The sequence below is a fragment of the Mesobacillus thioparans genome, assembly GCF_965138835.1.
GTDB lineage: Bacteria > Bacillota > Bacilli > Bacillales > Cytobacillaceae > Mesobacillus > Mesobacillus thioparans.
On sequence record NZ_CBCSFH010000010.1, the window covers coordinates 132,812 to 155,158 of the forward strand.

At 43.9% G+C, this 22,347-nt stretch carries 26 protein-coding genes, 1 tRNA gene and 1 riboswitch; of the genes, 7 read left to right on the top strand and 20 right to left on the bottom strand.

Features of this window, described 5'->3' with window-relative positions; genetic code table 11:
• Window positions 1–608: 608 nt before the first annotated feature.
• From gcvPB to gcvT, 3 genes are read right to left on the bottom strand one after another with little or no spacing between them, the layout of a single operon-like run.
• A complete protein-coding gene (gene gcvPB / locus ACNAZ4_RS16565; RefSeq protein WP_415816084.1) occupies window positions 609–2,072 on the bottom strand; it encodes an aminomethyl-transferring glycine dehydrogenase subunit GcvPB in 1,464 nt (487 codons plus the stop codon).
• Entirely contained in the window at window positions 2,065–3,411 is a 1,347-nt protein-coding gene (gcvPA, locus tag ACNAZ4_RS16570) for an aminomethyl-transferring glycine dehydrogenase subunit GcvPA (protein WP_415816086.1), read from the bottom strand. Before gcvPA ends, gcvPB begins: the two co-directional genes overlap by 8 nt.
• A gap of 22 nt (window positions 3,412–3,433) precedes the next feature.
• Entirely contained in the window at window positions 3,434–4,540 is a 1,107-nt protein-coding gene (gcvT, locus tag ACNAZ4_RS16575) for a glycine cleavage system aminomethyltransferase GcvT (RefSeq protein WP_415816088.1), read from the bottom strand.
• Window positions 4,541–4,741: 201 nt separating this feature from the next.
• Window positions 4,742–4,829, bottom strand: a riboswitch (glycine riboswitch).
• Window positions 4,830–5,001: 172 nt separating this feature from the next.
• Between gcvT and ACNAZ4_RS16580 the strand changes: the two genes are divergently transcribed.
• On the top strand, window positions 5,002–6,690 hold the full coding sequence (locus ACNAZ4_RS16580) for a DEAD/DEAH box helicase (RefSeq protein WP_415816090.1): 1,689 nt from the start codon (window positions 5,002–5,004) through the stop codon (window positions 6,688–6,690).
• Window positions 6,668–7,459: a YqhG family protein gene (locus tag ACNAZ4_RS16585; RefSeq protein ID WP_415816092.1), complete on the top strand. Its 792-nt coding sequence runs from the start codon at window positions 6,668–6,670 to the stop codon at window positions 7,457–7,459. The genes ACNAZ4_RS16580 and ACNAZ4_RS16585 overlap by 23 nt, the downstream gene beginning before the upstream one ends.
• Before the next feature lie 75 nt (window positions 7,460–7,534).
• On the opposite strand, the gene ACNAZ4_RS16590 is transcribed toward ACNAZ4_RS16585, so the two are convergent.
• Genes ACNAZ4_RS16590 through comGA form a run of 9 tightly spaced genes read right to left on the bottom strand, consistent with a single transcriptional unit; the run spans window position 7,535 to window position 12,247 of the window.
• Window positions 7,535–7,720, bottom strand: a complete 186-nt coding sequence (locus tag ACNAZ4_RS16590; RefSeq protein WP_415816094.1) for a YqzE family protein — start codon at window positions 7,718–7,720, stop codon at window positions 7,535–7,537.
• A 41-nt stretch (window positions 7,721–7,761) separates the two neighbouring features.
• Window positions 7,762–8,262, bottom strand: coding sequence for a shikimate kinase (locus ACNAZ4_RS16595; protein ID WP_415816096.1), 501 nt, complete (start codon window positions 8,260–8,262; stop codon window positions 7,762–7,764).
• Between the two features lie 16 nt (window positions 8,263–8,278).
• Window positions 8,279–8,602, bottom strand: a complete 324-nt coding sequence (gene comGG / locus ACNAZ4_RS16600; protein WP_415816176.1) for a competence type IV pilus minor pilin ComGG — start codon at window positions 8,600–8,602, stop codon at window positions 8,279–8,281.
• 47 nt (window positions 8,603–8,649) lie between these two features.
• Window positions 8,650–9,123, bottom strand: a complete 474-nt coding sequence (comGF, locus tag ACNAZ4_RS16605; RefSeq protein WP_415816178.1) for a competence type IV pilus minor pilin ComGF — start codon at window positions 9,121–9,123, stop codon at window positions 8,650–8,652.
• The gene (locus ACNAZ4_RS16610; protein WP_415816098.1) at window positions 9,077–9,346 is read right to left on the bottom strand and encodes a hypothetical protein; all 270 of its coding nucleotides are present in this window, start codon (window positions 9,344–9,346) and stop codon (window positions 9,077–9,079) included. The genes comGF and ACNAZ4_RS16610 overlap by 47 nt, the downstream gene beginning before the upstream one ends.
• Before the next feature lie 46 nt (window positions 9,347–9,392).
• A complete protein-coding gene (gene comGD / locus ACNAZ4_RS16615) occupies window positions 9,393–9,845 on the bottom strand; it encodes a competence type IV pilus minor pilin ComGD (RefSeq protein WP_415816100.1) in 453 nt (150 codons plus the stop codon).
• A complete protein-coding gene (comGC, locus tag ACNAZ4_RS16620) occupies window positions 9,842–10,147 on the bottom strand; it encodes a competence type IV pilus major pilin ComGC (RefSeq protein ID WP_415816102.1) in 306 nt (101 codons plus the stop codon). The genes comGD and comGC overlap by 4 nt, the downstream gene beginning before the upstream one ends.
• A 32-nt stretch (window positions 10,148–10,179) precedes the next feature.
• A complete protein-coding gene (comGB, locus tag ACNAZ4_RS16625) occupies window positions 10,180–11,211 on the bottom strand; it encodes a competence type IV pilus assembly protein ComGB (RefSeq protein WP_415816104.1) in 1,032 nt (343 codons plus the stop codon).
• Window positions 11,198–12,247 (bottom strand): competence type IV pilus ATPase ComGA, encoded by a 1,050-nt coding sequence (gene comGA / locus ACNAZ4_RS16630; protein ID WP_415816106.1) that lies wholly within the window; start codon window positions 12,245–12,247, stop codon window positions 11,198–11,200. Before comGA ends, comGB begins: the two co-directional genes overlap by 14 nt.
• A gap of 160 nt (window positions 12,248–12,407) precedes the next feature.
• Here comGA and ACNAZ4_RS16635 point away from each other — a divergent pair.
• Window positions 12,408–12,479, top strand: a tRNA-Gln gene (locus ACNAZ4_RS16635).
• A 192-nt stretch (window positions 12,480–12,671) separates the two neighbouring features.
• On the opposite strand, the gene ACNAZ4_RS16640 is transcribed toward ACNAZ4_RS16635, so the two are convergent.
• Window positions 12,672–13,025 carry a Spx/MgsR family RNA polymerase-binding regulatory protein gene (locus tag ACNAZ4_RS16640; protein WP_415816108.1) on the bottom strand — a complete coding sequence of 118 codons (354 nt, stop codon included), beginning with the start codon at window positions 13,023–13,025 and terminating at the stop codon, window positions 12,672–12,674.
• A gap of 193 nt (window positions 13,026–13,218) precedes the next feature.
• On the opposite strand from ACNAZ4_RS16640, the gene ACNAZ4_RS16645 reads away from it, so the two are divergent.
• Window positions 13,219–13,920 carry a helix-turn-helix transcriptional regulator gene (locus tag ACNAZ4_RS16645; RefSeq protein WP_415816110.1) on the top strand — a complete coding sequence of 234 codons (702 nt, stop codon included), beginning with the start codon at window positions 13,219–13,221 and terminating at the stop codon, window positions 13,918–13,920.
• 79 nt (window positions 13,921–13,999) lie between these two features.
• Window positions 14,000–14,245 carry a DUF2626 domain-containing protein gene (locus ACNAZ4_RS16650; RefSeq protein ID WP_079509735.1) on the top strand — a complete coding sequence of 82 codons (246 nt, stop codon included), beginning with the start codon at window positions 14,000–14,002 and terminating at the stop codon, window positions 14,243–14,245.
• Window positions 14,246–14,301: 56 nt separating this feature from the next.
• On the opposite strand, the gene ACNAZ4_RS16655 is transcribed toward ACNAZ4_RS16650, so the two are convergent.
• Together ACNAZ4_RS16655 and ACNAZ4_RS16660 are read right to left on the bottom strand one after the other, a co-directional pair.
• Window positions 14,302–15,393 (bottom strand): class I SAM-dependent methyltransferase, encoded by a 1,092-nt coding sequence (locus ACNAZ4_RS16655; protein WP_415816112.1) that lies wholly within the window; start codon window positions 15,391–15,393, stop codon window positions 14,302–14,304.
• A 167-nt stretch (window positions 15,394–15,560) separates the two neighbouring features.
• Complete coding sequence (locus ACNAZ4_RS16660) at window positions 15,561–16,196, bottom strand: MBL fold metallo-hydrolase (RefSeq protein ID WP_415816114.1); 636 nt, start codon at window positions 16,194–16,196, stop codon at window positions 15,561–15,563.
• Between the two features lie 141 nt (window positions 16,197–16,337).
• Here ACNAZ4_RS16660 and ACNAZ4_RS16665 point away from each other — a divergent pair, with 141 nt between their 5' ends.
• Both ACNAZ4_RS16665 and ACNAZ4_RS16670 read left to right on the top strand, forming a co-directional pair.
• Window positions 16,338–16,817, top strand: a complete 480-nt coding sequence (locus ACNAZ4_RS16665) for a hypothetical protein (protein ID WP_415816116.1) — start codon at window positions 16,338–16,340, stop codon at window positions 16,815–16,817.
• 115 nt (window positions 16,818–16,932) lie between these two features.
• Window positions 16,933–17,106, top strand: a complete 174-nt coding sequence (locus tag ACNAZ4_RS16670; RefSeq protein ID WP_415816118.1) for a DUF2759 domain-containing protein — start codon at window positions 16,933–16,935, stop codon at window positions 17,104–17,106.
• A 59-nt stretch (window positions 17,107–17,165) separates the two neighbouring features.
• On the opposite strand, the gene ACNAZ4_RS16675 is transcribed toward ACNAZ4_RS16670, so the two are convergent.
• The 5 genes from ACNAZ4_RS16675 to ACNAZ4_RS16695 all read right to left on the bottom strand — a co-directional run bounded on the left by ACNAZ4_RS16675 (window position 17,166) and on the right by ACNAZ4_RS16695 (window position 22,311).
• Window positions 17,166–17,480, bottom strand: a complete 315-nt coding sequence (locus ACNAZ4_RS16675; RefSeq protein WP_415816120.1) for an MTH1187 family thiamine-binding protein — start codon at window positions 17,478–17,480, stop codon at window positions 17,166–17,168.
• 84 nt (window positions 17,481–17,564) lie between these two features.
• Complete coding sequence (locus tag ACNAZ4_RS16680; protein WP_415816122.1) at window positions 17,565–18,725, bottom strand: YqgU-like beta propeller domain-containing protein; 1,161 nt, start codon at window positions 18,723–18,725, stop codon at window positions 17,565–17,567.
• A gap of 226 nt (window positions 18,726–18,951) precedes the next feature.
• Window positions 18,952–20,841: an LTA synthase family protein gene (locus ACNAZ4_RS16685; RefSeq protein WP_415816124.1), complete on the bottom strand. Its 1,890-nt coding sequence runs from the start codon at window positions 20,839–20,841 to the stop codon at window positions 18,952–18,954.
• Between the two features lie 270 nt (window positions 20,842–21,111).
• A complete protein-coding gene (locus ACNAZ4_RS16690) occupies window positions 21,112–22,089 on the bottom strand; it encodes an ROK family glucokinase (RefSeq protein WP_415816126.1) in 978 nt (325 codons plus the stop codon).
• A gap of 6 nt (window positions 22,090–22,095) precedes the next feature.
• Complete coding sequence (locus ACNAZ4_RS16695; protein WP_415816128.1) at window positions 22,096–22,311, bottom strand: YqgQ family protein; 216 nt, start codon at window positions 22,309–22,311, stop codon at window positions 22,096–22,098.
• Window positions 22,312–22,347 lie beyond the last annotated feature (36 nt).

Genomic DNA, 22,347 nt, shown 5'->3' on the forward strand with positions numbered 1-22,347 from the left:
ACCCCTCAGCAGGAATGCTGGGGGGTTAGCTTTTATGTTCGTAACACTCTTTTCGTTCTAGTGTGGAAAAATGTCTATAGCACCTAAGGTTGGACAGCTTTTCGATGATTTCCTTCAAACCTGTCTGAAGTTGCTCCTACTTCGGACAGCTTTTCACTTATTTCCTCCAAACCTGTCTGAAGTTGCTCCTAGTTCGGACAGCTTTTCCCTTATCCCCCCCTAACCTGTCCGAAGTTACACCTAGTTCGGACAGCTTTCCTCTGATTTCACTCAAAGCTGTCTGAAGTTATACCTACTTCAGACAGCTTTTCACTTATCCCCCCCTAACCTGTCTGAAGTTGCATCCTGTTCGGACAGCTTTTCACTTATTCCTCCCAAAGCTGTCCGAAGGTGAACTTACTTCGGACAGCTTTTCGTTGATTTCCTCCAAACCTGTCTGAAATTGCTCCTAGTTCGGACAGCTTCCCTCTGATTTCCTCCAAACCTGTCTGAAATTGCTCCTAGTTCGGACAGCTTCCCTCTGATTTCATCCAAACCTGTCCGAAGTTGCAACACGTTCATCCAAAACAAAGTCCTGCCAATATCAAACTGGCAGGACTTCTTTTGTTCTATTCAGCTTTTTGATAACGCAGAATCGGTTTCCTTGCAGCAGTTGTTTCATCCAGGCGGCCTATAACAGTAGAGTGTGGTGCTTCCTGGACAATTTCCGGGTTTTCTTCTGCTTCTTTGGCAATCTGGATCATTGCGTCGATGAAGGCATCGAGAGTTTCCTTGGATTCTGTTTCTGTCGGTTCGATCATGATCGCTTCCTCTACATTCAATGGGAAGTAGATGGTTGGCGGATGGTAGCCAAAGTCAAGCAGGCGTTTTGCAATATCCAATGTGCGGACGCCAAGCTTTTTCTGACGCTTGCCGCTAAGGACGAATTCGTGCTTGCAGTGTCTGTTGAACGGCAGATCATAATATTCAGCAAGCCTTCTCATCATATAGTTCGCATTCAGTACCGCATACTCTGTTACAGCCTTCAAGCCGTCTGGTCCCATTGTGCGGATATACGTGTATGCACGGACATTGATGCCGAAGTTTCCGTAGAAAGGTTTGACCCTTCCGATTGACTGCGGACGATCGTAATCGAATTTGTATACGCCGTCCTGCTTTGTCACGATTGGCTTTGGCAGGAATGGAATCAGGTCTGCTTTAACGCCGACTGGGCCTGATCCCGGTCCGCCCCCGCCGTGTGGGCCTGTGAATGTCTTGTGAAGGTTCAAGTGAACGACATCAAAGCCCATGTCGCCAGGACGTGCCTTGGACATTACTGCATTCAGGTTGGCTCCATCGTAATAAAGCTTTCCGCCTGCACTGTGGACAATCTCAGCCATCTCAAGGATATTTTCTTCAAATAATCCCAGAGTGTTCGGGTTTGTCAGCATCAATGCTGCAGTGTCTTCCCCAACAACCTTCTTAAGGTCTTCAAGGTCAACAAGGCCGTTTTCATCAGATTTTACGGTAATCGTTTCGAAACCTGCAACAGTAGCTGACGCAGGATTCGTTCCGTGAGCGGAGTCAGGAACGATGACCTTGGTACGGTTTTGGTCACCATTGGCTTCATGGAATGCGCGGATCATCATCAATCCTGTCCATTCACCATGAGCACCAGCTGCTGGCTGCAGGGTAACTTCATCCATCCCAGTGATTTCAATCAAGTGTTCCTGCAGGTCGTACATCAATTCAAGCGCACCCTGCACAGAACTCTCATCCTGTAATGGATGCAAATGTGCGAAGCCGTTGAAGCGAGCGACATTTTCATTCATCTTAGGATTGTACTTCATTGTACATGATCCAAGCGGATAGAATCCGGAATCAACACCGTGGTTGCGCTTGGACAAAGCAGTATAATGGCGCATGATATCAAGCTCGGAAGCCTCAGGAAGTTCTGGTTCCTCTTCACGGAGGAATCCTTCAGGCAAAAGCTCTGTTAAATCCGCTTCCGGCACATCCATTTCCGGAAGGCTGTAGCCGACACGGCCTGGTGTGCTTAATTCAAAAATGAGTGGCTGATCTTCCTTATGCATTGATATCCCCCATTTCTTTTACAAAAGTATCGATTTCTTCTTTTGTCCTTAATTCAGTCACTGCAACAAGCATATGATTCTCAAGTCCGGAATAATCACGGCCAAGATCATAGCCGCCAATGATGTCCTTTCCGAGGAGCTTCTGGTTCACTTCTTTGACCGGCTTATTCAGCTTGACGACGAATTCATTGAAGGAAGGTCCTTCGAATGCAATCTCAAAGCCATTTTCCTTGAAAGTCTTTTTAGCATAGTGAGCTTTCTGGATATTGGCTACAGCCATTTCACGAACACCTTTTTTTCCGAGTGCAGTCATTGCCACAGAGGCGGCAAGTGCATTCAATGCCTGGTTCGAGCAGATATTGGATGTCGCTTTATCGCGGCGGATATGCTGTTCCCTCGCCTGAAGCGTCAAAACGAATCCCCGGCGTCCCTGATCGTCCTTCGTCTGGCCGACAAGTCTTCCAGGAACCTTTCTCATCAGCTTTCCTCTTACTGCAAAGTATCCGCAGTGAGGGCCGCCGAATGCTGTCGGGATCCCGAATGGCTGCGCGTCTCCGGTAACGATATCAGCACCAAACTTACCAGGAGGCGTCAATGCACCTAATGCAAGCGGATTGCTGGATACGATGTACAATGATTTATTTTCATGTGTGATTTCTTCTATCTCTTTCATTGACTCGATGCCGCCAAAGAAGTTTGGATACTGGACGATAACAGCCGCTACTTCTTCACTTGCCATATCCTTCAGTGCTTCAAGGTCAGTGACGCCATCCTTGTGCGGTACTTCTACAACATCGATGTACTGGCCCTTTGCATAACTCCTGACTACGTCCTTGTATTCCGGATGGACAGCGCTTGAGATCAATACCTTCTTCCTTCTGGTATGTCCTGCGCTAAGCATGGCAGCTTCTGCCAGTGCGGTTCCGCCATCATACATGGAGGAGTTAGCTACATCCATGCCAGTCAGTTCGGAGATCATCGTCTGGAATTCAAAGATTGCCTGAAGTTCACCCTGAGAGATTTCCGGCTGATACGGAGTGTATGCAGTGTAAAATTCCGAACGTGACAGGACATGGTCAACAATCACCGGAATGTAGTGATCATATACACCCGCACCAATGAATGAAGTGTTCATTTTCAAATCTGCGTTTTTACCTGCCATTTGGGCAAGCTCTTTCATTAGTGCTGTTTCAGGCTTTGCAGGCTTGATATTGTATTCTCCTGCAAAGCGGACTTTTTCAGGAATATCGCTGAACAGTTCATCGATTGACGATACACCGATGCTTTCCAACATTGCGTTTTTGTCACTTTCCGTCAGCGGTAAATAGCGATGCTTCATAACTTTTTCCCCTCTCCGGCTTTTACTTTTTGTCTCTTTTATAAAAAGGTGTTGCTGAAACAGCAGCTTTCAAGCGTTTGCCGCGGATTTCAACTTCCACTTCGTTTCCTAACTCAGTTTCATTCGTATCAATAAGTGCAAGCCCGATGTTTTTCTTGAGTGTTGGGGATTGCGTTCCTGTGGTAACCTCACCAATTTTCACTTCCCCTTTGTAAACAGGGTAGCCATGGCGCGGAATGCCACGGTCGATCATTTCAATGCCGACAAGCTTTCTAGGCAGGCCGTTTTCTTTTTGCTGCTTGAGTGCCTCTTTCCCAATGAAATCAGCTTCTTTGTTTAGCTTGACCGCAAAGCCAATCCCTGCTTCAAGCGGGCTGATTTCCGGCGACAGTTCCTGGCCGTACAATGCTAGGTTCGCTTCGAATCGCAGTGTATCCCTGGCACCAAGTCCGCACGCGAGCATTCCATCATCTTTGCCGGCTTCAAGAATTTCTTTCCAGAGGCTGACCGCGTCATTGGCGTCGCAGTAAACCTCAAAGCCATCCTCACCTGTGTAACCTGTGCGCGATACAAGAGCCTTTTTGCCGTTCAGATCGACTTCTTCACTGAACTTGAAAAAGCCAATTGTACTGAGATCATGTTCACTGGACAGCTTTTGAAGGATTTCCTCTGCCTTCGGTCCCTGTATGGCAAGCTGTGCCATGCCTTCAGATAAGTTTTCAATCTTTACATCGCCTGCAAGATGCTTCTGCATCCAATCGAAATCCTTTTCGATATTGGAAGCATTCACAACAAGGAGGTAATGGTCATCTTCGATTTTGTAAACCAGCAAATCATCCACAGTGCCGCCGTTCTCATAACACATGGCTGTATACTGGGCACCGCCGTTCTTGAGCTTTGAAACATCGTTTGTCATCAATTTTTGTAAATAATCCAGACTATCGGGGCCCTTCACTTCGACTTCTCCCATATGGGAAACATCGAATAAACCAGCTTTTGTCCTTACTGATTCATGTTCTTCCTTAATGCTTGAAAACTGGACAGGCAGCTCCCAGCCTCCGAAATCAACTGTCTTCCCACCATATTCCTTATACACTTCAAAAAGCGGTGTTCGTTTTAATTCCGTCATTATGTATCCCCCTTCGTCTCAGCCAAAAGATCAGTTTACATTCATGCCGCATACCATTCCAGGTGCACCGTCAAGAAAGCAGAAAAGGACAGAGCACCCCCTCTTAATCTGAGAAGGTCTCTGTCCTTTCACCTGAAAGTTTACCTGTAAAGGCTTTCCCCTTTGGTGGCTCACCACGAATGGAAGCGCTCTCCAGAGATGCGTCAAACAAGAGTTCTTTTGCCTGAGAGATTCACAATTTTGCTTGCTCCTTCGGCGCTACCTGGGTAGTCTCTCCCCTTGTTGTCATCCGCATTTATATTATTTTCACATTTGGGCATGCTAGACGTTATTACGTATGTCTGCAAACTGATGTTTTCGGCCATAAAGTGACAAATTTCAAAACATTCAAAAGCTAACTTCATCCTACCATTAGAAAGCCAATTTGGGCAATATTTTTTATATTAAAAGAGGTGGATAAAATGACCGTGCAAATTAACTATGATTCTTCCTGGCAGGACGAAATGGCTGAAAGAATTGAGAAGGACGGACCATGGGGAAATTGGGAGCTGTACAAACTTGCCGTGGAAATAGAAAAACATACCATAATCCCTGAATTCGAAGGTCTCCAGGCACCGGTTCACCTGCCGGAACTGACCCCATTGCCGCATCAGCTTGAGGTGGCAAAGCAGGTTGTCGAAAATATGAACGGAAAGGCAATTCTTGCCGATGAAGTGGGACTGGGGAAAACCATTGAAGCTGGATTGGTATTGAAGGAATATATGATCAGGGGGCTGGTGAAAAAGGTACTGATCCTCGTTCCTGCTTCACTCGTCTCGCAATGGACAATGGAATTGAATACGAAGTTCCATATCCCCGCAATCGCCCAGAAGAAAAGCTATGTTTGGGAGCAGTGCGATGTGGTGGTTTCTTCAATCGATACGGCCAAACGTGCCCCTCACAGGGATATCATCAACAACTTAAATTATGACCTTATCATAATCGATGAAGCTCATAAATTGAAAAATAACAAAACAAAAAACTATGAATTTGTCCAAAACCTTAAAAAACGGTTCTGTCTGCTCCTGACAGCCACGCCAATCCAAAACCGGATCGAAGAAATCTTCAACCTTGTATCGCTGTTGAAGCCAGGGCATCTAGGCAGTGAAACAGCGTTTTTTGACAAATACAAAAAGGATGCCAGGTCTGTCAATGATGATGAGCACCTGCGAAAACTTGTAAATAAAGTAATGATCCGCAACAGGCGGGCTGATACTGGAATTGAGTGGACAAAGCGGCATGTTGAAACGATCCCAATCCAATTCTCCAATGAGGAGCGGGCCTTATATGACTCGATCCAGGAGTTAAGAGGGTCTACCGGCGGTCTGACATCAAGCCAGTTCTCGCTGATGACCCTCCAGCGTGAAGCATGCAGCAGCAGGGAGGCCGTTTTTTATACGCTGAGAAATATGCTGCAAAGGCAGGAAAATCCATCTGTCGGATTCCAAAATACCATTGCCGAGCTTATAAAACGCGTAGAGTCCGTAACTAAAAACTCCAAGGCTGAAAAAGCGCTTGAGTTAATCAAACAAATCGATGACAAAGTCATCATCTTCACCGAATATCGCGCCACTCAGCTGTATCTTCAGTGGTTCCTTAAGCAGAATGGCATCACCTCTGTTCCATTCCGGGGTGGGTTCAAACGGGGGAAAAAGGACTGGATGAGAGAGCTCTTCCAGAAGAATGTCCAGGTGCTGATCGCGACCGAGGCCGGGGGTGAAGGGATCAACCTGCAATTCTGCAGCCATATCATCAACTTTGACCTTCCATGGAACCCGATGAGACTGGAACAAAGAATCGGAAGGATCCATCGCCTTGGCCAGGAAAAAGATGTGAAAATATATAACTTCGCAACTATGAATACGGTTGAAGAGCATATTCTGAAGCTGCTTTACGAAAAAATCAACCTGTTCGAAAAAGTCATCGGTGAACTCGATGATATCCTGACAAAATTGGAGTTTGGCAATATCGAAGACCACTTGGTTGATATCTTCGGGAAGTCTTCTTCTGAGGGTGAAATTCGGATCAAGATGGAAAACTTGACATCGATGATCCAATTCGCGGAGGAAATGAAGGGAGAAAATCAGCATGCAGCAACAGGAAATCCATAATTTTCTCGAAAGGTATTTCAGAGCAAATAATTGTGAACTGATTGAAAATGACAAAGGCCATTTGACTGTCCAGCTCACCGTTGAGCTTGATAAGGAATTGATGAACCGCCCGTTTTACTGGCATTATCTAGAGAAAACTGGGGGAGTGCCGAATCCGATGAAGCTTACCTTTATCACGGATAAACAGCAGGCTCCGGAGGATTTGAAAGGGGAAATTGTCCATTTTGGTTCCCCTCGTCTGCATCAAATATTTGAATCGACCAAGAACCTTGCCGGCTTCATCAGGTTATATGAAAATAACCAGTATCACGCACAAACACCTTTGATTCCCTGGATCGGGATCAATATCAAAGTATCTTATCAATGTGACCGAAAACGGGATGTTTTCCATTCAATTGGTTTGCAGTTGATCAATGGCAGGATGATGGAGAATTTTCATGAACGATTATTGAAATTGCCGCTCACTACAAAAATCCCGGACTACGCCTATACGCTTTCTCCACTAATCAGGCCAAAAAGCGGAGTGAACAGGATCCAGTCCTATTTGACTACGAATATTGAGCAGGAAGACCATTCGTGGGCAGAGGATGCGAGGAATCGCTGGAAGAAGGATCTCGATTTACTTCATCACTTCTATGAAGATGAAGAAGAGAAATCCGAAAGCTTCGAAACGGAAAAAAAGGCCTTAAAAGAACAATATGAGCCGAAAGTCCAACTCTCCATTATCAATGGCGGGCTGTTTTATTTAACTGAAAATGCAATAAAGTAAAGTTCACGGAAGCCGTTTGCAATCCTGAAAAATCCGGAAAAAAAAGCCTGGCCTAAGATACAGCCGGGCTTACAGTCATCTGTTCTTTTTCTTTTTCATACCGGACATCAGCATGAAGGGAAGTATGCCGAACCATCTGAATAAAAAGGTCGCCTCTGCTTCCTTTTTAGCCTGTTTGATTTTTCGGCGCTCCTCTTTAGGCTGATCAATGTATTTTACAACGGTCTGGGTAAGGTACTTTACGTAATCATTTGTTTTCATGGGTACACCTTCCTTCGTACGTTATCAAGTATAACCATGTCTCACTTTTTCATACGCTGGATGATGTCATCGACAATCCTCGTAATTGGTTTCCCAGAGGTACCAATTTCAATGCCCGCTGCTCCACGATATAATGGCAGCCGTTTTGAATACAGAACTTCCGCACTTTGCAGTTTATCCTTTCTCAAAAGCGGTCTGGAATCGTCATCCTTTAGCCTTTCCAGGATGTTTTCAAGCTCTGCATGCAGGTAGACCACATTCACCTTGTTCTTGAGGTACAACCTGTTCTCTTCCAAGCCGACGATCCCTCCCCCGGTTGCGATCACGGCATCATTTGAAGGTATGGAACGTAAAACATCGGACTCCAGAAGGCGGAATTTTGCTTCTCCGTCAGCTGCGAATATCTCATTGATTGACTTCCCTTTCATTTTGATGATTTCCTCATCTGTATCATATACTGCCACATTCAGTCTCCGGGCTAATTCACGAGATACTGTCGTCTTGCCTGAACCCATGAACCCGATTAAATAGATCGCTTCCATTTTAAGTTATCACCTGTCAGTTCTTTTCCTTCCATTTTATCATCTTGCCCTTTTCCTTGTCATATTGGCTAAATCCAATCGCTTTTTCTCCGCTGTCGAGCTCGAGACTGAACGTCACTTCCTCTACATTTGCAGATAGTGGGCGGGTTTGGAAGCCAACTTTTCCATATTTGTAAGCCATTATACCGCTCGCGGGCAAATTCCCTTCTCTTGACAGGAACTCAGCTTTTTTCACGGAGCAAAGCATGTAATATTCCTGAAGACGAATGGTTTCGGTTTCTTTGGCAACCTTCTTCTCTGCAATATAGTGTTGTGTCAAAACCAGTAAAAAGAAGGACATCAAGACTAAAAAAATCATCGTTAATGGATAAATAAACCCTTTTTCGTTTATGGCTGAACACCCCCAGTTTGAATATACTGATGGATTCTCACTGAATAGCGGGTTCCGTCCAGCCCCACTGCTTTTATCTGCACGCCATCTGCAATTGTTTCAAAGGAAAAGCTCGAAAGGTTCTGGACCAGGATTTCGTGTCCTTGATAATCCACTCTCCTTCTCATGCTTGCAGCGTATTTTTCGTAAAGAATAAACTGCCCATTGATTTTCAATAACAGCTTATCAGGCTGGACCGTCAACTGGTCAGCTGATCGAATTTCCTTTTTTACCTGGCTGCTGAACACATCCCACTCCATTCTTCTGATTCCCTTTTCAATGACACTGTCATCAAGGATGGTTCTATACCCTAAAGGGAGCAGTGAAGCGACCAGTAAAAACACCAGCAATGATAAAAGCATCTCCAGCATGGTGAAGCCCTGTTCATTCAGACGTGGAACATTTCTTATAGGATTGGCGGCCAGTTTCATAATGAACACATACCTCCCATGCAGAATCAATTTCATCATTTGTTACCGTCAATTCGTAACGATTTCCGTTTTGAGCAATCCAGCCTCTCCCTGAAGCTTGCCCAGTGATTTTCAAATACATCAGTTCATCAAATAAAATAGCGCTCGCTTCTCCCTGAGTCCTTACATCTGCCGTCTTTTCAATCACCATGGTCGCCAATGGCAGCAGTACTGCACTGGCCATAACAAAAGCCGCTAGAGACAATAACATATCTGTCAGGAAAAAACCCTCAGACTTCCGCCACATAAAATCGGCCCTTCCCAATCAAAATCATCAGCTGAAATTTCTTTGCCCCAACAGAAACATAAATAGTGCCGAAGTTGTCAATATTTCCATCCGGCGTATAATGAAACAGCAATTTCATGGTTCCCTGTTTAATTTTAATCTCTGGAGAGTAATTTCTTAAGACCAGATCCGGAGACCGAAAGTCGGTTCCACGAATATAGTAGAGATTGTTTTCAGGCATAAAATGGACTGTGACTTTTTCCTGATGTGAGATGGCGTACTGCTGGCTGTACAGAAGATCTGATTCAAGCTGGGAGATGAAAAGTTCCTTTGCGAGGAAATCATTATGCGGTGAGAACAGAAAGGCAGATGTAATGGAGAGCGCTAGGAAAGCAGAGAGGACGATGAGCATTTCGACCATAGTGAATCCGCCAGAGTGCTTCAGCTTCCGAATCATGAGGCGGTCTTCTGGACAGTGCCGTCGGTTAAAATCTCAATCTTTGTTCCGTCAGGACATGCGGCTTCCGAGCTCTTTAAGTAGTGATCGTCGTAAAGCTGCTTAAAATCGGGTACTATTTTCTTGTCCATCTTATACGCTTGAACCTGGGCCTCGACAAGTTTTATATAACCTTCGCAGCCTTTCTTGTTGATATTATTATTGTGTGAAGCGATATTTGGCACTGTTATGATCAAAAGTACAGAAATTACGAGCAACACGATCATCATTTCGATCAGGGTAAAACCCTTTTGATTTTTCATTTTATCATTTCTCCTTTTGTTATTTTCCTGATTTAAATGCCTTTCATCATCTGGAACATTGGGAGCAGGATGGCCAGATACAATGAAATGACCAGCAGCCCGATGAAGCTGTATAAGACAGGCTGCACTGTTTTCATTGATCTCTCCATTTTTCCCTCGAGCTCTTTAAGGCAATGCCGGCTGTAAAAATAAAGCTCCTGATCTAGCTTTCCATTCTTTTGTCCGTGCCTGATTATTTTTGGCAATTCAGCTTCAAAGAACGGGTAGTCGCCTACTGCCCTGTCAAAATCCTCACCGGCGGCTAATTTCAAGATAATGTCCTTTCCTAATTCACTTGAAAATGGTTCATGGCGATTTTGCTCAAAAACCTTCAGGGCATCGTGTACCGGCAGTCCTCCGGAAAATAGATAACTTAATTGGACAGAGAAGGAATGAGAGTAAAGAAGCCTGATCAATCCGCCTGCAAATGGCAGTTTCACCAGTTTCATTTTTTGTTGAAGGACCGTGAGTTTACTGAACTTTATTTTGTAATAGAGAGCAATCAACACAGCGAGGGTGAGGAGAAAATAGAATAGATATGGAACCACTTCGTCAGCAGCAGCAATGACTGTCATGAAAATATTCGGGGCCATATTCATATCTGAAAAGAGAGATGTGAATTTTGGCAGTAAAAGCCGGTTGACGAAGAAAAACAGGATAAATGTGAGAGCTGCCAGGAACAGTGGGTATGCGGCCAGCTTTTTTAACTTCTGATAATCGGCTTCGCGTTTCAACACCATATCGGAGCCTTCAGTTACTGCATGCGCCAAACCACCGTGCTGCTCGGCAAAGTAAACATAGCTGATCAAATCTCTTTTGAAATTCAATTCCGCCAGGATCAGATAGAGTGGAAAGCCTTCACGCAGCTTATTGAGGCTTGTTTTGATATCTGCTTTCCTTTTTGCCTCAAGATGGAAAGACATCGATTCAATCGCTTCCGCTAAAGAATACCCTTGTGACAGCAGCTCCCCTGTCCTTTTCAGGAATCTGGCCTGTTCAGCGACAGGCCACTTATTCTCCATCATTCAGCACCCACCTTTGATATTCCGATTCCTTGATAAATCCCAGAGCGATGCCTTTCTTGATGGCATCTTTAAGCGTTTTGTAATGGTAGTTCTGATGTTCTCCTTTCGCTTCCTTCAATACAGCAGACAAATCCCTTCCCGTAAGGATTTCAAAAACATTTCCCCTTTTGCCGCTTCCCGATGAATAGCAAAATGGCGAGCAGGCATCTTCACAATAAGGACATGTCAGTTCAACAAGCCTCTGTGCTGTAACGGCAATCAAGGTCTGTTCGATTTCTAGCCAATTGATCCCGAACTCGATCAGCCTGTAGATTGCTCCCCTGGCATCGCGTGTATGCATCGTGGTCAGCACCAAATGACCTGTCAGCGCGGCTCTGATCGCTGTTTCTGCAGTTTCTTTATCCCTGATTTCCCCCACCATAATGATATCCGGATCATGCCGAAGAATTGCCTTTAAGCCAGCAGAATAGGAGATTCCGGCCCGTTCATTCACCTGGACCTGAAGCACTGCCTCACTCGGTTTCTCAATGGGATCTTCAAGTGTGATGACATTGCGATTGACCATTTCCGAAGTTTCGGAAAGCATCGAATACAATGTGGTGGTTTTGCCGCTGCCTGTAGGGCCGGTAAAAATAATCAGGCCATGGGCATGTTTCAAAAGGGAAATCAATTTTTTCGATGTGGACGGGAATAGTGATATTTGGTATGAAGGAATATTGTTTTGTTCGGGAAGGAGACGAATGACCATGCTTTCGCTCTGGTAGGCTGGTAATGTGGAGATCCTCAAGCCAATTTTCCGGTTGTGGTCCTCGTAGGTGAAAGCGCCGCTCTGCGGTCTTCTCTTTTCGCCTATATCCATCGAGGCAGTGAATTTAAAGTGGGAAATGAGCCTGTCGCAATCTCCCTTTTCAAGGGTGTACCGGGGAAGCAGCTGATTGCCGAGCCTGAATTTTATCAGGGTGTCTCTTACGCGGGGGATGAGATGAATGTCCGACGCGCCACTTTTCAAGGCATCTTTTAAAATATTTTCTGCCATTTGTTCAATTGATTTTACAATAGGGATGCACCACCTTTTTCGTTATACAAAAGGATTCTACAAGGCACCTTTTGTTCCTGCGAAAAAAATGGAGTAAATGTGTATAATTAGTGACAGTTCGATTCATAATAACTACCGTAGCATCGACATCCTCCATCATTGGGCTATAGCCAAGCGGTAAGGCAACGGACTTTGACTCCGTCATGCGTTGGTTCGAATCCAGCTAGCCCAGTTAATAGAAAAGCGTAAGTGCCTTGGTCAGCCCCGACAAGCGCTGGAGGGCCTGGCAGTGAAGTCGCTCTTTGACTTCATTGACAGGACCGAAGCGACTCGAGGGGCTAGGCACTGAAGCTGGACAATTCTCGAATTAGAAAACATCTTAATTAATCCATAGAAAAAAAACGGAAGCATCAACTTCCGTTTTTTATTTTGCGATTTTTTTCAAGGCATCTGGATTGAATCCAACGATCAGCTTTTTCCCATCCGTCAAAATCGGCCGCCTTAGAAGCTTAGGTTCTTTGATCACAAGATTGATCACTTCCGAAAGTGATAAGTCTTCTACGTCAAGTTTGAGGTTTTTAAACGTTTCACCCCTGGTTGCAAGCAGTTCATCGACGCCCTCGGTCGTCAATGTCAATATTTCCAACAGTTCCTTTTGGCTTGGGGTATCTTTGAACAAATGACGCTCATTGAATTTCACGCTGTTTGAAACCAGCCACTTTTTCGTTTTACGACATGATGTACAGCTAGGATAAGAAAAAAACGTCAGCTCTTCCATTAAGTTTACCTCCTGGGGAACAAAATTATCTTCTGTATACATTGTATAACTTTTGTATAAGTTTTGTATAGTATTTTGTCATTATTTCGCCATTTAGTTGTGAACATTTTCTAAACATATAGTGTAAACAGTGTAAACCTTATTTTCCCTTGTATTATAATGAAGGCAAATTAGTGGGCTGAGGTGAAGTAAGGTGGAGCAAACATTAAAAATTACAAGTGTATTGTCCGATCCAACGCGGTATTATATTTATCAATACATTACAAAAAGGCATAAAGATGTAACTGTCCAGGAAATCGCCGACAATTTCGAAATACACCCGAATGTGGCAAGATTGCATTTATCCAAGCTCGAAGATGTGAACATGCTGATATCGGAGACAAAAAAGACTGGCAAGGGCGGCCGTCCTAGCCGGTTATACCGCCTGTCGGATGAAGTGATCCAGCTGCATTTCCCATTCCGTGATTATCAGCTGTTATCAAAAATCGCTATGACGACGATGATGTCGCTTGGCGAAGCCGGGAAAAAAGCATTGTACCTGACCGGAAAAAGGTTTGGCGCAGAGCTCATGGACCAGGAAATGTCCCGCCATCCGCAAATGTCAGAAGAAATGACTTTTGAACATAAACTGAACTCGATCAAAAATGCTGCGTCGCTTGCTGGTTTCTATCCAGAATTTGAAACCAATAGTGAGAAGACCAAAATATATTTCCAGATTTTCAACTGCCCTTTCAAGGAAGTTGCCATGGAGCATACTGAAACTGTGTGCAATATGCATTACGAGTTTTTGCGCGGCATGTTCGAATCTTTGTTTGGTGAAATTGAACTGATTGAAAAGGAAAACATGTTCACTGGCTGTGATTCATGTTCTTACCAGGCTGTTATCGCACAATAATCAATCCTTGTTTACTTTTCACTGCACTTTACTTTATAATATGATAGTGATGGACATGTAGGGTAAAGGAGGGATATCTTTGGATCGTATGTACAGAGTTTTAGGATTCTGGACGGGAATCTTTGCTGTCATGTTTTTCTTGGGTGACATGTATACAACGTCCTTGATTTTCTTTGGTCAAACTGGATTTTTCTTGCTTTTAAGTTACTTGAAACTGTCTGAGCGTATGTACATCTACGTCTTCGGCGCATACTTAACGGTTTTCTTTGCAGGTTTTACTTACTGGTCAACATTTATGATGCCACTAGGTGGAGCTGGACATTGATCCTTTGTGCACGCTCAATAAAAAAAGCGATGGTCTGCCATCGCTTTTTTTATTTCTTAAAATAATTTTCGCACCGATTCCCCCAGGTCCTTCCCCTGGATGACAACATCAAATGACTGGCTGATCCCGCCCGGCAGGATCAGACTGCGGATCGCGCGATTTCTCTTGCTTGCTTCGGAAAACGGATTGGGATCATGATGTTGAGCGAGCTCCTCGAGGATTCCCGCAGCAATCAGGAATTCATCCTGCCGCATTTTCTGCAGGAATTCGAGTCCATATGCTTCACCAATGGTTTTAAGAGCATCAAAATGCACATGGCTTGTGAGATCCATCTCACCCGGATGCTGCAGGATGTCATGGTGCATCTGATGATTATAATAGCCTCTCAAGCTGCCCTGTCTCCTTGATGGTTGCATCCATTCCTCTTTTGTATAGCCGTAATCAACAGTCATCATCAAACCTTTAGCCAGATTATCTGTAATTGATTTAATGAATGGTTCCATGGCAAGCGGAATTTCGATCCTTTGTCCTTCAGCGAGCGTGAATTGCTGCTCGTCAAGAAATTGCATTATCCGTTCGTCCGAGACAGGAACTTTCTTTTCGATCAGATGGTCATCCTCCCATCCCACAAAAACCTCGTGCACGACGCCATCATTCTTTTCAACAACATGGACTGGAAAGGCATCGAATAGCTCGTTGGAAAAAACCATTCCCTGATGCATTTTTGTTTCTGCATATGAATCATGGTGAACAATTTCGGCATGTTCAAGCCCTGCCAGTTCAGCGTTCTGCAGCCTTCGATGATAAGGACTTTTTTCGACGATATAGTATGTCAATGTTTCTGCGTTCAGTTCACTCCAGCCGTCAATGAATGCCTTTGCAAAACGGCCGTTTCCAGCTCCGATTTCGCAAACAGATGGCGGCAGGCCAAGATCAGCGCATTTCTTCGCATACCATTTTCCAATTAATTTGCCAAAAACATCAGACACATTGCTTGATGTATAAAAGTCGCCTTCCTTCCCAATTTTTTGGCGTTCCTTAATATAATAGCCTTCCTCTGGATGATAAAGTGCAAGCTCCATGTACTCTCCATATGTAATCATTTTTTGGGGCGAGGATTCTATAAACTCTTTGATTAATTCCTTCATAATTGACTCCTTGAAAAGGGTTTTCACTATTGACATAGTGTATTCTTTATTATAAAGTTTTACTAGTAGCTTAACTATATCCCCTCCCATGATATGAATAGAACATCCCCCAGAAAAGCCCTTCTCAGCTGAGAAGGGTTTTTCTAGTTTTATAAGCTCCTTTTTTATTAAAACCCATTCAAAAATGGATTGGAGTCCATTTCCTCACCGATTGTTGTTGCTGGTCCATGGCCTGGCAGTACCTCGGTTTCTTCTGGCAATACCAGCAGCTTATCATGTATGCTCTTGATTAACTGGTTATGGTTTCCTCCCGGCAAGTCTGTCCTTCCGATGCTTCCCTGAAACAGGGCGTCACCGGCCAGTACAAAGTTCGCCTTCGGGAAGTAAAAGGATACACTACCAGGGGAATGACCTGGTGTCTCGAAAACTTCAAAATTGAAATTCCCGATGGACAGATTACCTTCATCATGGAATAAATGGTCTGCTGCCCTGGCTTTGATTGGCTCGTTCAGCATAAAATGCTTCGATCCATTAAGAGCGGGATCGGTGAGCCAGTCTTTTTCCTTTTCATGGATATAGACCTTGATGCCATACTTATCCCTGATTCTATCCACTGCGCCGATATGGTCGAAATGAGCATGTGTCAATATAATCGCTTCAGGCTTGAGTTCAAGCTGTTCGATCACCGCAGTCAATTTCCTTGGGTTCTCACCCGGATCCACAATCAGGCATGATTGACTTTCATCATAAACGACATAACAATTCGTCTGCAAAGGACCCAGGGGAATCTGTTTCCATTTCATTGTTAGCAGCCTCCGTTTCTATTGATATTATGTATGTTTTTATTCTACACTAATGTAAGGCAAGTTTTAAGAATTTGATCAGAAAAGCCGGGAAGTGCCGGTTATGATGAACTATTAGGTCAAGGGATAAGGAGAATCCAAATGATTTTTGTCATTGCAGCGGAGGCAAACCCGTTTATATCGGATCTGCCCGATTTTCAGGAGGTCCTGTTGGCTGTGGCTCCGCCGCTCCTGGTAATTGAAAATTATTATATATATAACGAGCAGAAGGATGCGGATGAAGCGATTGGGTTATTGAAGGAAGCTGACTTGCTGGAATCAACACATCTCCTGGTCAAAACGGAAGGCAGCGAAGGCGAAGATTTTTTCGATTATGGAATTCAATCGGAAGACGCAACGTTTCTATTCGCTGAAGAACTGTCTGCATTCAGGTTTTCAGAAGCCAGCAGCATCCAGATGGAAATGGCTTTGCTTCAATTGGAGGAACACCTGGTATTCAAAGGGACAAAAGGAATTTATTTTACAGCAAGTCATTATACTGAACTAATATTGGGTATAGTAAAGGCATATGGAGTGAAAGTTGAATTTTTAGACCTCGACAAATGGTGTAAAAAAATATAAAATAAAAAACGAGTGTATGCTTGTCATTACATACAGGCTGCCGCCTAAATTACAACCAAACATTTTTCTAAAAAACAGGCTTATTGTCTGCCTAATTTATGAAGGGGGCTTTATCATGGGATTGGCAATTGTTTTCGCATTAGTTACTTTGCTGGCTGGTTTCGCGACTTTCTCGGCACTTAAAAACAAAAACATTCTTGGAATCGTATTCGGCGGAGGAACATTCCTCGTTCTTGGCTGGTTCACAGTCATGACAGTCCTTAACCACGGATTCCCGACAGCTCACTAATTGAATCATAATAAAAGACCACCTTTACCAGGTGGTCTTTTATTATGGCTATACACGATCTATTGCTCGAGCAATTCGTTCACCCTGTTTACTTTATCTTCCATCTTCCTTTTTACATCCCGCCTGTCATCAATGCGGATATTGGTGGCGACCCGCTGTATCCCCTTATTGAACGGAGCTTCATGGATTGCCTGGACCACTTCGAATAGCACGGGCAGTTCCCCCTCAATCAAGGTGTTCATCGGGGTGAGCTGATATCGTATTTTGCCCTGCTCTTCATAATTTTTCAGGATTCGCTGGATATCAGCCACATAGGTACTGACACTTGGAGTCTGTGTTCCGATTGGAATTACTGTTACATCTACGATTGCCATTATTATCTCTCCTTGCTGAAATAATCATTGAAGACTCTTTTTTCTGATAGAGCTTCGACACCTCTTTTTAATGCCAAAACAGCCTCATTGAACGAGTTCAATGATTTCCTTCGTATCGATATTCAATACTTTTTCTAACTGGAAACCATACAGGCACATTTCACCAGCAGGCGAACAGGATAGTGGTTCATTAGCCAGTTCCGAGAAAATCTTTTCCTCTTTATTATTACCTAACCGATACTTCATCAAGTCAAACCCGCCATCATACAGATCCGCCTCACCCTGTTCTTTAGCGCGCAGGTACATAAATGCCTTTCCATCATCCATTAAATCATAAAAGGGAACGACCCATCCAGAAAAAGATGTCAGCAAAGGAGCAGTAAAACTGGCAGCCGAATCCATTTCACCATCTGATAAGGTGTATACACCCAGCCCAGGGTTTTCATCTTCATCTACCCTGATCGTCAATAAATACTTTCCTGCCGAATCAAATTGATACACCTCTTCGAGCACTGTCTCTGGTTGATTCCCGCCAACTGAAAAGGACTTTAATGGCGCCTGTAGCGATATTTCATCCTCATCCCACTGCTGATATACAAGCACTTCCTCCGATACCCATCTGACGAATGGCTCAGGCAGCTGGATTTCCTTTAGGCTTAGCTCCTTCAGATCCAGTAAATACGTAGTGAAATCCCATTCTTCTGTAAAAGCAGAAACAATAAGCAAATCGTCATTGAATGAATTCCATTCAAAGTTCATTTCATATGATTCAATTTTCCCGGAATACAATTCCTTGCCTGATAAATCGATTATAGTCAGAACACCTTCATTCGATGCCGAGCTATGAATCAATACCTTATCTCTTTTTGGACTGATTTCAGCCGTGATGATGGGCTGGCCGCTTCTGTACAGCATCGCAGTCTGACCTGTAGCAAGGTTGTAAGAATGCAGGCTTGAACTGGTTTCGTTATCATTTGAAATATAAAGGATTTCTGTATTATTAAGCCAGCCGGAAGCCTTATAGAATCCCCCTTGCCCGTCTGCCTTGATGGGAATGACATTAGAACCTAAAAAGGAGATCCCTGGCGTTTCTTTCATACGATCAAGGCTGTGCCTGGCATCTTTGTGGAGTGATACATCCAGCTCCTGGGAGCACCCGGAAAGGATGAATGCAGAAGTGAGGATGATGAGCACGACCCATCTGAAACAAGGTGTTTGATATGTATTTTCTTTCAATTGTTCCACTCCCGCACCACCTTTTTGACAATGTATCTATCTGTACGTTAAAAACAGCCAAATGTTTCAACGATTTTTGAAAAATCCAATAAAATTTACATTTTAAGCAATCATTGATGTTAACATACACCTCTTCAGATAAAAACTCAATTTTAAGGTACAAGGATAATCAATGCGAAGACAGCCTTTGCATAACAAAAACCTGCGCCACCAGGGCGCAGGTTTTTGACTGTTATTACTCTTTTGGATCCTGATCAGAAAGATCCTTGCCTTCATTTTGCTCACCGTAGAACCTTAGCAAATCTCCATAAATAATCTGGTCAGAGTACTCAAGTTCATTCTTTGCAGATTCAAAATATGGTTCACATGCTTCTTTATCTGTTGGTTCACCTGTCGCTTTATCATAGCAAGTATCACGAGTGAACACTTGATCCTTGGTGATGAAGCTGCCATCGCGAAGAACGGCGAAATCGCGGCGCTCCTTCGAGAACAGGTCTGATCCGAAATCGATATCCTTCTTAGTATCGATTCCCAGTAAGTGAAGGATCGTCGGCTTAAGGTCTATCTGTCCTCCAACCGTTGTCATTGTCTTGCCCTCTTGTCCCGGGATGTGGATGATCAACGGTACTTTCTGAAGCTGCGTGCTTTCAAATGGAGTGATCTCCTTGCCCAGATATTCTCTCATCGCCTTATTGTGGTTCTCAGAGATTCCATAATGGTCTCCGTAGAGGATAATGACTGAATCTTCATAAAGACCTTCATCTTTTAATTTTTGGACAAACAGCTTAAGTGCTTCGTCCTCATACCTGACAGTCGGGAAATAATTGTTGACTGTCTTGTCGTTGGAAGTATAGGGCTGGATAAAAGAATCTTCTTCATTCAATTCGAACGGAAAATGATTCGTCAGTGTGATGAACTTAGAATAGAATGGCTTTGGCATAGCCTTCAAGTGTTCAACGGACTGCTGCAGGAAATCAATATCCTTCAAGCCCCAGCCAATTGAATTCTCTTCATTCACATCATAATCCGGCAGTGAATAGAAACGCTGATATCCTAATGATTGGTACATGATATCCCGATTCCAGAAGCTCTTATTATTCGCATGCAGGGAAGCGGTGAAATAACCATTATCATTCAGGATCTCCGGTGTAGCAGTATATTCATTTCCCGAGTGTGTAAAGAATACTGCACCTCGGCTTAATGGATACAATGAGTTTTCCACCAGGAATTCAGAATCTGAAGTCTTTCCCTGGCCAGTCTGGTGATAGAAATTGTTAAAATAATAACTTTCCTTGATGAAATCATTCAGGAAAGGCGTAATTTCCTCGCCATTCACGGTACGGTTAATGACAAAGTCTTGTGTCGATTCCATTGAAATCAGGATGACGTTCTTTCCCTTCGCGATTCCAAACATCTTATCATCCGGCGGCAGATAATTCGCCCGCACATAGTTGTCAATGTCAGCCAGCTCACTGCCATCAGCCATTGCACGCTGCGCAGAGGATTTAGATTGGAGGAAGGCATCATACAGGTGGTAATTGTATGTTCCGATATTCTTGACAAGCATTTCTCTGTCAAAAGTCCTTGTCAATAACTGAGGGCGTTCTGTTTCTGCCATTCCCATGTTGAATAAGGCGATGGCGACAGCGACAAGGAAAAATGCCCTGCGGTCCACCTTGCTATATTCCCGCCATCCCAAAAGAGTCGGTTTGAATTTCATGATGATGGCTAAAACGATGAAATCCGCAAAGTATAATAAATCACTGAAGTTGATCAGTTCCGTCACACTGCTTCCCAGGTCGCTCATGTTGCTCGTCTGGAAAAGTACAGGAATGGTCAGGAAGTCATTGAAGAAACGGTAAAACACGACATTCGCGAACAACACTGCGGATACTATGAAACTAGTAACCATGATATAGCGTCTCTGAGCTTTTTCCTTCATGAACATGCTTAATCCGAACAGGATCATCAGGAAACTCAATGGATTAATGAACAGGATCAGTTCCTGTCTCCAATTTTCGATTTTAATCTCGAAGCTCGTCTTATAGGCTATATAAGTCTTCAGCCAAAGCAGGATTGTTGCGATGGCGACTAAAGAAACTTTAGGCCATTTTTTGTTTTTCATCCGATTGTACCTCCCTGTTAAATATAAACAGATACGGGATTTTTAGGTTTATTTTTCCATTTGTTAAAGAATCAAAGATAATCTTAATACTTTTCATCCTAAAAAGCAAACAAAATCAGAAGCTAAAAAAGTACAGACTATTCCATTTGATTTTCCCCTATTATAGACGACTTAAACCTCGAAAAGTTTCAGGAATGTCCAATTTCAGAAAATTTAAACTTCATTCGCATAAAAAAGAAGGAGTTTTCACTCAGAAAACTCCTCCTTCTATTAGATATGTCCGATTTTATTTTTGACAAGCCAGGCAGCACCAATCACCCCGGCATCATTTCCTAATGTCGCAATGCTGATCTCAGTCGATTGCGCCACACGCGGAAACGAATTGCGCAGGAATTGCTCTTTCACTGGATCCAGCAAGACATCGCCAGCTTTTGAAACCCCGCCTCCAAGAACGATTTTCTCCGGATTTAGCGTATTGGCGATATTCGCCAGGGCGATTCCCAAGTGCAGGGCAACTGTATCGATAACTTTCAAAGCCAGTCCATCATTCCGTTTCGCTGAATCAAATACATCTTTGGCTGTTACAATGCCAGCTTCCTTGAACACTGCCGCAAGATCTCCCTCTGAGGATTGGGCATTCAATAATTCAACCGCAATTCTAACAATGCCTGTAGCTGATGCAATGGTTTCGAGGCAGCCAGTTTTACCACAATTACATGGAGCCCCGCCTTCTGCGAGCGAAGTAATATGGCCAATTTCTCCGGCAGCGCCACTCACTCCATGGACAATATCTCCATTAGTGATGACTCCTCCGCCAACTCCTGTTCCCAGGGTTACACACACGAGATCCTTCGCGCCATTCCCGGCCCCTTTCCACATTTCACCAAGAGCCGCACAGTTTGCATCATTATCGACCACTGCCGGCAGCGAGGTTTCCACTTCAAGCAAATCCTTTAGTGAATAAGGCTCGCGCCAGCCCAGATTCACCGCTTCAAAGATTACGCCGGTAGCAAGGTCAACAGGTCCTGGGGCTCCCATGCCGATGCCAAGGATTTCACTTTTGGAATGGCCAAGCTCCTCAAGCTTCGTGTCAATTGCTTTTGCGATATTGACAGTAATGTTTTTCCCTTCGTTAGAAACATCTGTGGGAATTTCCCATTTGTGCAGGATTTCTCCGTACAAACTGATGAAAGCGAGTTTTGTTGTCGTTCCACCTAAATCTACACCAACAAGCCATTTTTCAGCCATCCTACGTCACCTTTTCTCTTTTGCTTTTTTTTCTTGTTCCATCCGGATTTCCTGCCTTAAGAGCAAGATTGCAGATTGGTATTCTTTTGTCTCGATCAATTGGGAATTATACAGTTCCTTGAGCTCTGCCTGCATGAGCTCTAAATCCGCCACCCTGTCGCCTATGTAAATGAATGTCCCGAAATTTTTAAGGAACTGCTGGATATCATAGATTGTCTTCAACTTAATCCCCTCTATTTGTGAAAATAAGAGCATGCG

Excerpts from the sequence above, each read along its gene's own strand:
- ACNAZ4_RS16590 (WP_415816094.1), bottom strand. The coding sequence starts at position 7,720 with ATGAAAACAAATGATTACGTAAAGTACCTTACCCAGACCGTTGTAAAA.
- gcvPB (WP_415816084.1), bottom strand. The coding sequence starts at position 2,072 with ATGCATAAGGAAGATCAGCCACTCATTTTTGAATTAAGCACACCAGGC.
- ACNAZ4_RS16690 (WP_415816126.1), bottom strand. The coding sequence starts at position 22,089 with ATGGCTGAAAAATGGCTTGTTGGTGTAGATTTAGGTGGAACGACAACA.
- comGC (WP_415816102.1), bottom strand. The coding sequence starts at position 10,147 with ATGAAAAATCAAAAGGGTTTTACCCTGATCGAAATGATGATCGTGTTG.
- gcvPA (WP_415816086.1), bottom strand. The coding sequence starts at position 3,411 with ATGAAGCATCGCTATTTACCGCTGACGGAAAGTGACAAAAACGCAATG.
- ACNAZ4_RS16685 (WP_415816124.1), bottom strand. The coding sequence starts at position 20,841 with ATGAAAAACAAAAAATGGCCTAAAGTTTCTTTAGTCGCCATCGCAACA.
- comGG (WP_415816176.1), bottom strand. The coding sequence starts at position 8,602 with ATGTCCTTCTTTTTACTGGTTTTGACACAACACTATATTGCAGAGAAG.
- comGB (WP_415816104.1), bottom strand. The coding sequence starts at position 11,211 with ATGATGGAGAATAAGTGGCCTGTCGCTGAACAGGCCAGATTCCTGAAA.
- gcvT (WP_415816088.1), bottom strand. The coding sequence starts at position 4,540 with ATGACGGAATTAAAACGAACACCGCTTTTTGAAGTGTATAAGGAATAT.
- ACNAZ4_RS16585 (WP_415816092.1), top strand. The coding sequence starts at position 6,668 with ATGCAGCAACAGGAAATCCATAATTTTCTCGAAAGGTATTTCAGAGCA.
- ACNAZ4_RS16610 (WP_415816098.1), bottom strand. The coding sequence starts at position 9,346 with ATGGCCAGTGCAGTACTGCTGCCATTGGCGACCATGGTGATTGAAAAG.
- ACNAZ4_RS16655 (WP_415816112.1), bottom strand. The coding sequence starts at position 15,393 with ATGAAGGAATTAATCAAAGAGTTTATAGAATCCTCGCCCCAAAAAATG.
- ACNAZ4_RS16595 (WP_415816096.1), bottom strand. The coding sequence starts at position 8,262 with ATGGAAGCGATCTATTTAATCGGGTTCATGGGTTCAGGCAAGACGACA.
- ACNAZ4_RS16640 (WP_415816108.1), bottom strand. The coding sequence starts at position 13,025 with ATGGAAGAGCTGACGTTTTTTTCTTATCCTAGCTGTACATCATGTCGT.
- comGF (WP_415816178.1), bottom strand. The coding sequence starts at position 9,123 with ATGAAACTGGCCGCCAATCCTATAAGAAATGTTCCACGTCTGAATGAA.
- ACNAZ4_RS16675 (WP_415816120.1), bottom strand. The coding sequence starts at position 17,480 with ATGGCAATCGTAGATGTAACAGTAATTCCAATCGGAACACAGACTCCA.
- ACNAZ4_RS16670 (WP_415816118.1), top strand. The coding sequence starts at position 16,933 with ATGGGATTGGCAATTGTTTTCGCATTAGTTACTTTGCTGGCTGGTTTC.
- ACNAZ4_RS16665 (WP_415816116.1), top strand. The coding sequence starts at position 16,338 with ATGATTTTTGTCATTGCAGCGGAGGCAAACCCGTTTATATCGGATCTG.
- ACNAZ4_RS16660 (WP_415816114.1), bottom strand. The coding sequence starts at position 16,196 with ATGAAATGGAAACAGATTCCCCTGGGTCCTTTGCAGACGAATTGTTAT.
- ACNAZ4_RS16580 (WP_415816090.1), top strand. The coding sequence starts at position 5,002 with ATGACCGTGCAAATTAACTATGATTCTTCCTGGCAGGACGAAATGGCT.
- comGA (WP_415816106.1), bottom strand. The coding sequence starts at position 12,247 with ATGGCAGAAAATATTTTAAAAGATGCCTTGAAAAGTGGCGCGTCGGAC.
- comGD (WP_415816100.1), bottom strand. The coding sequence starts at position 9,845 with ATGATTCGGAAGCTGAAGCACTCTGGCGGATTCACTATGGTCGAAATG.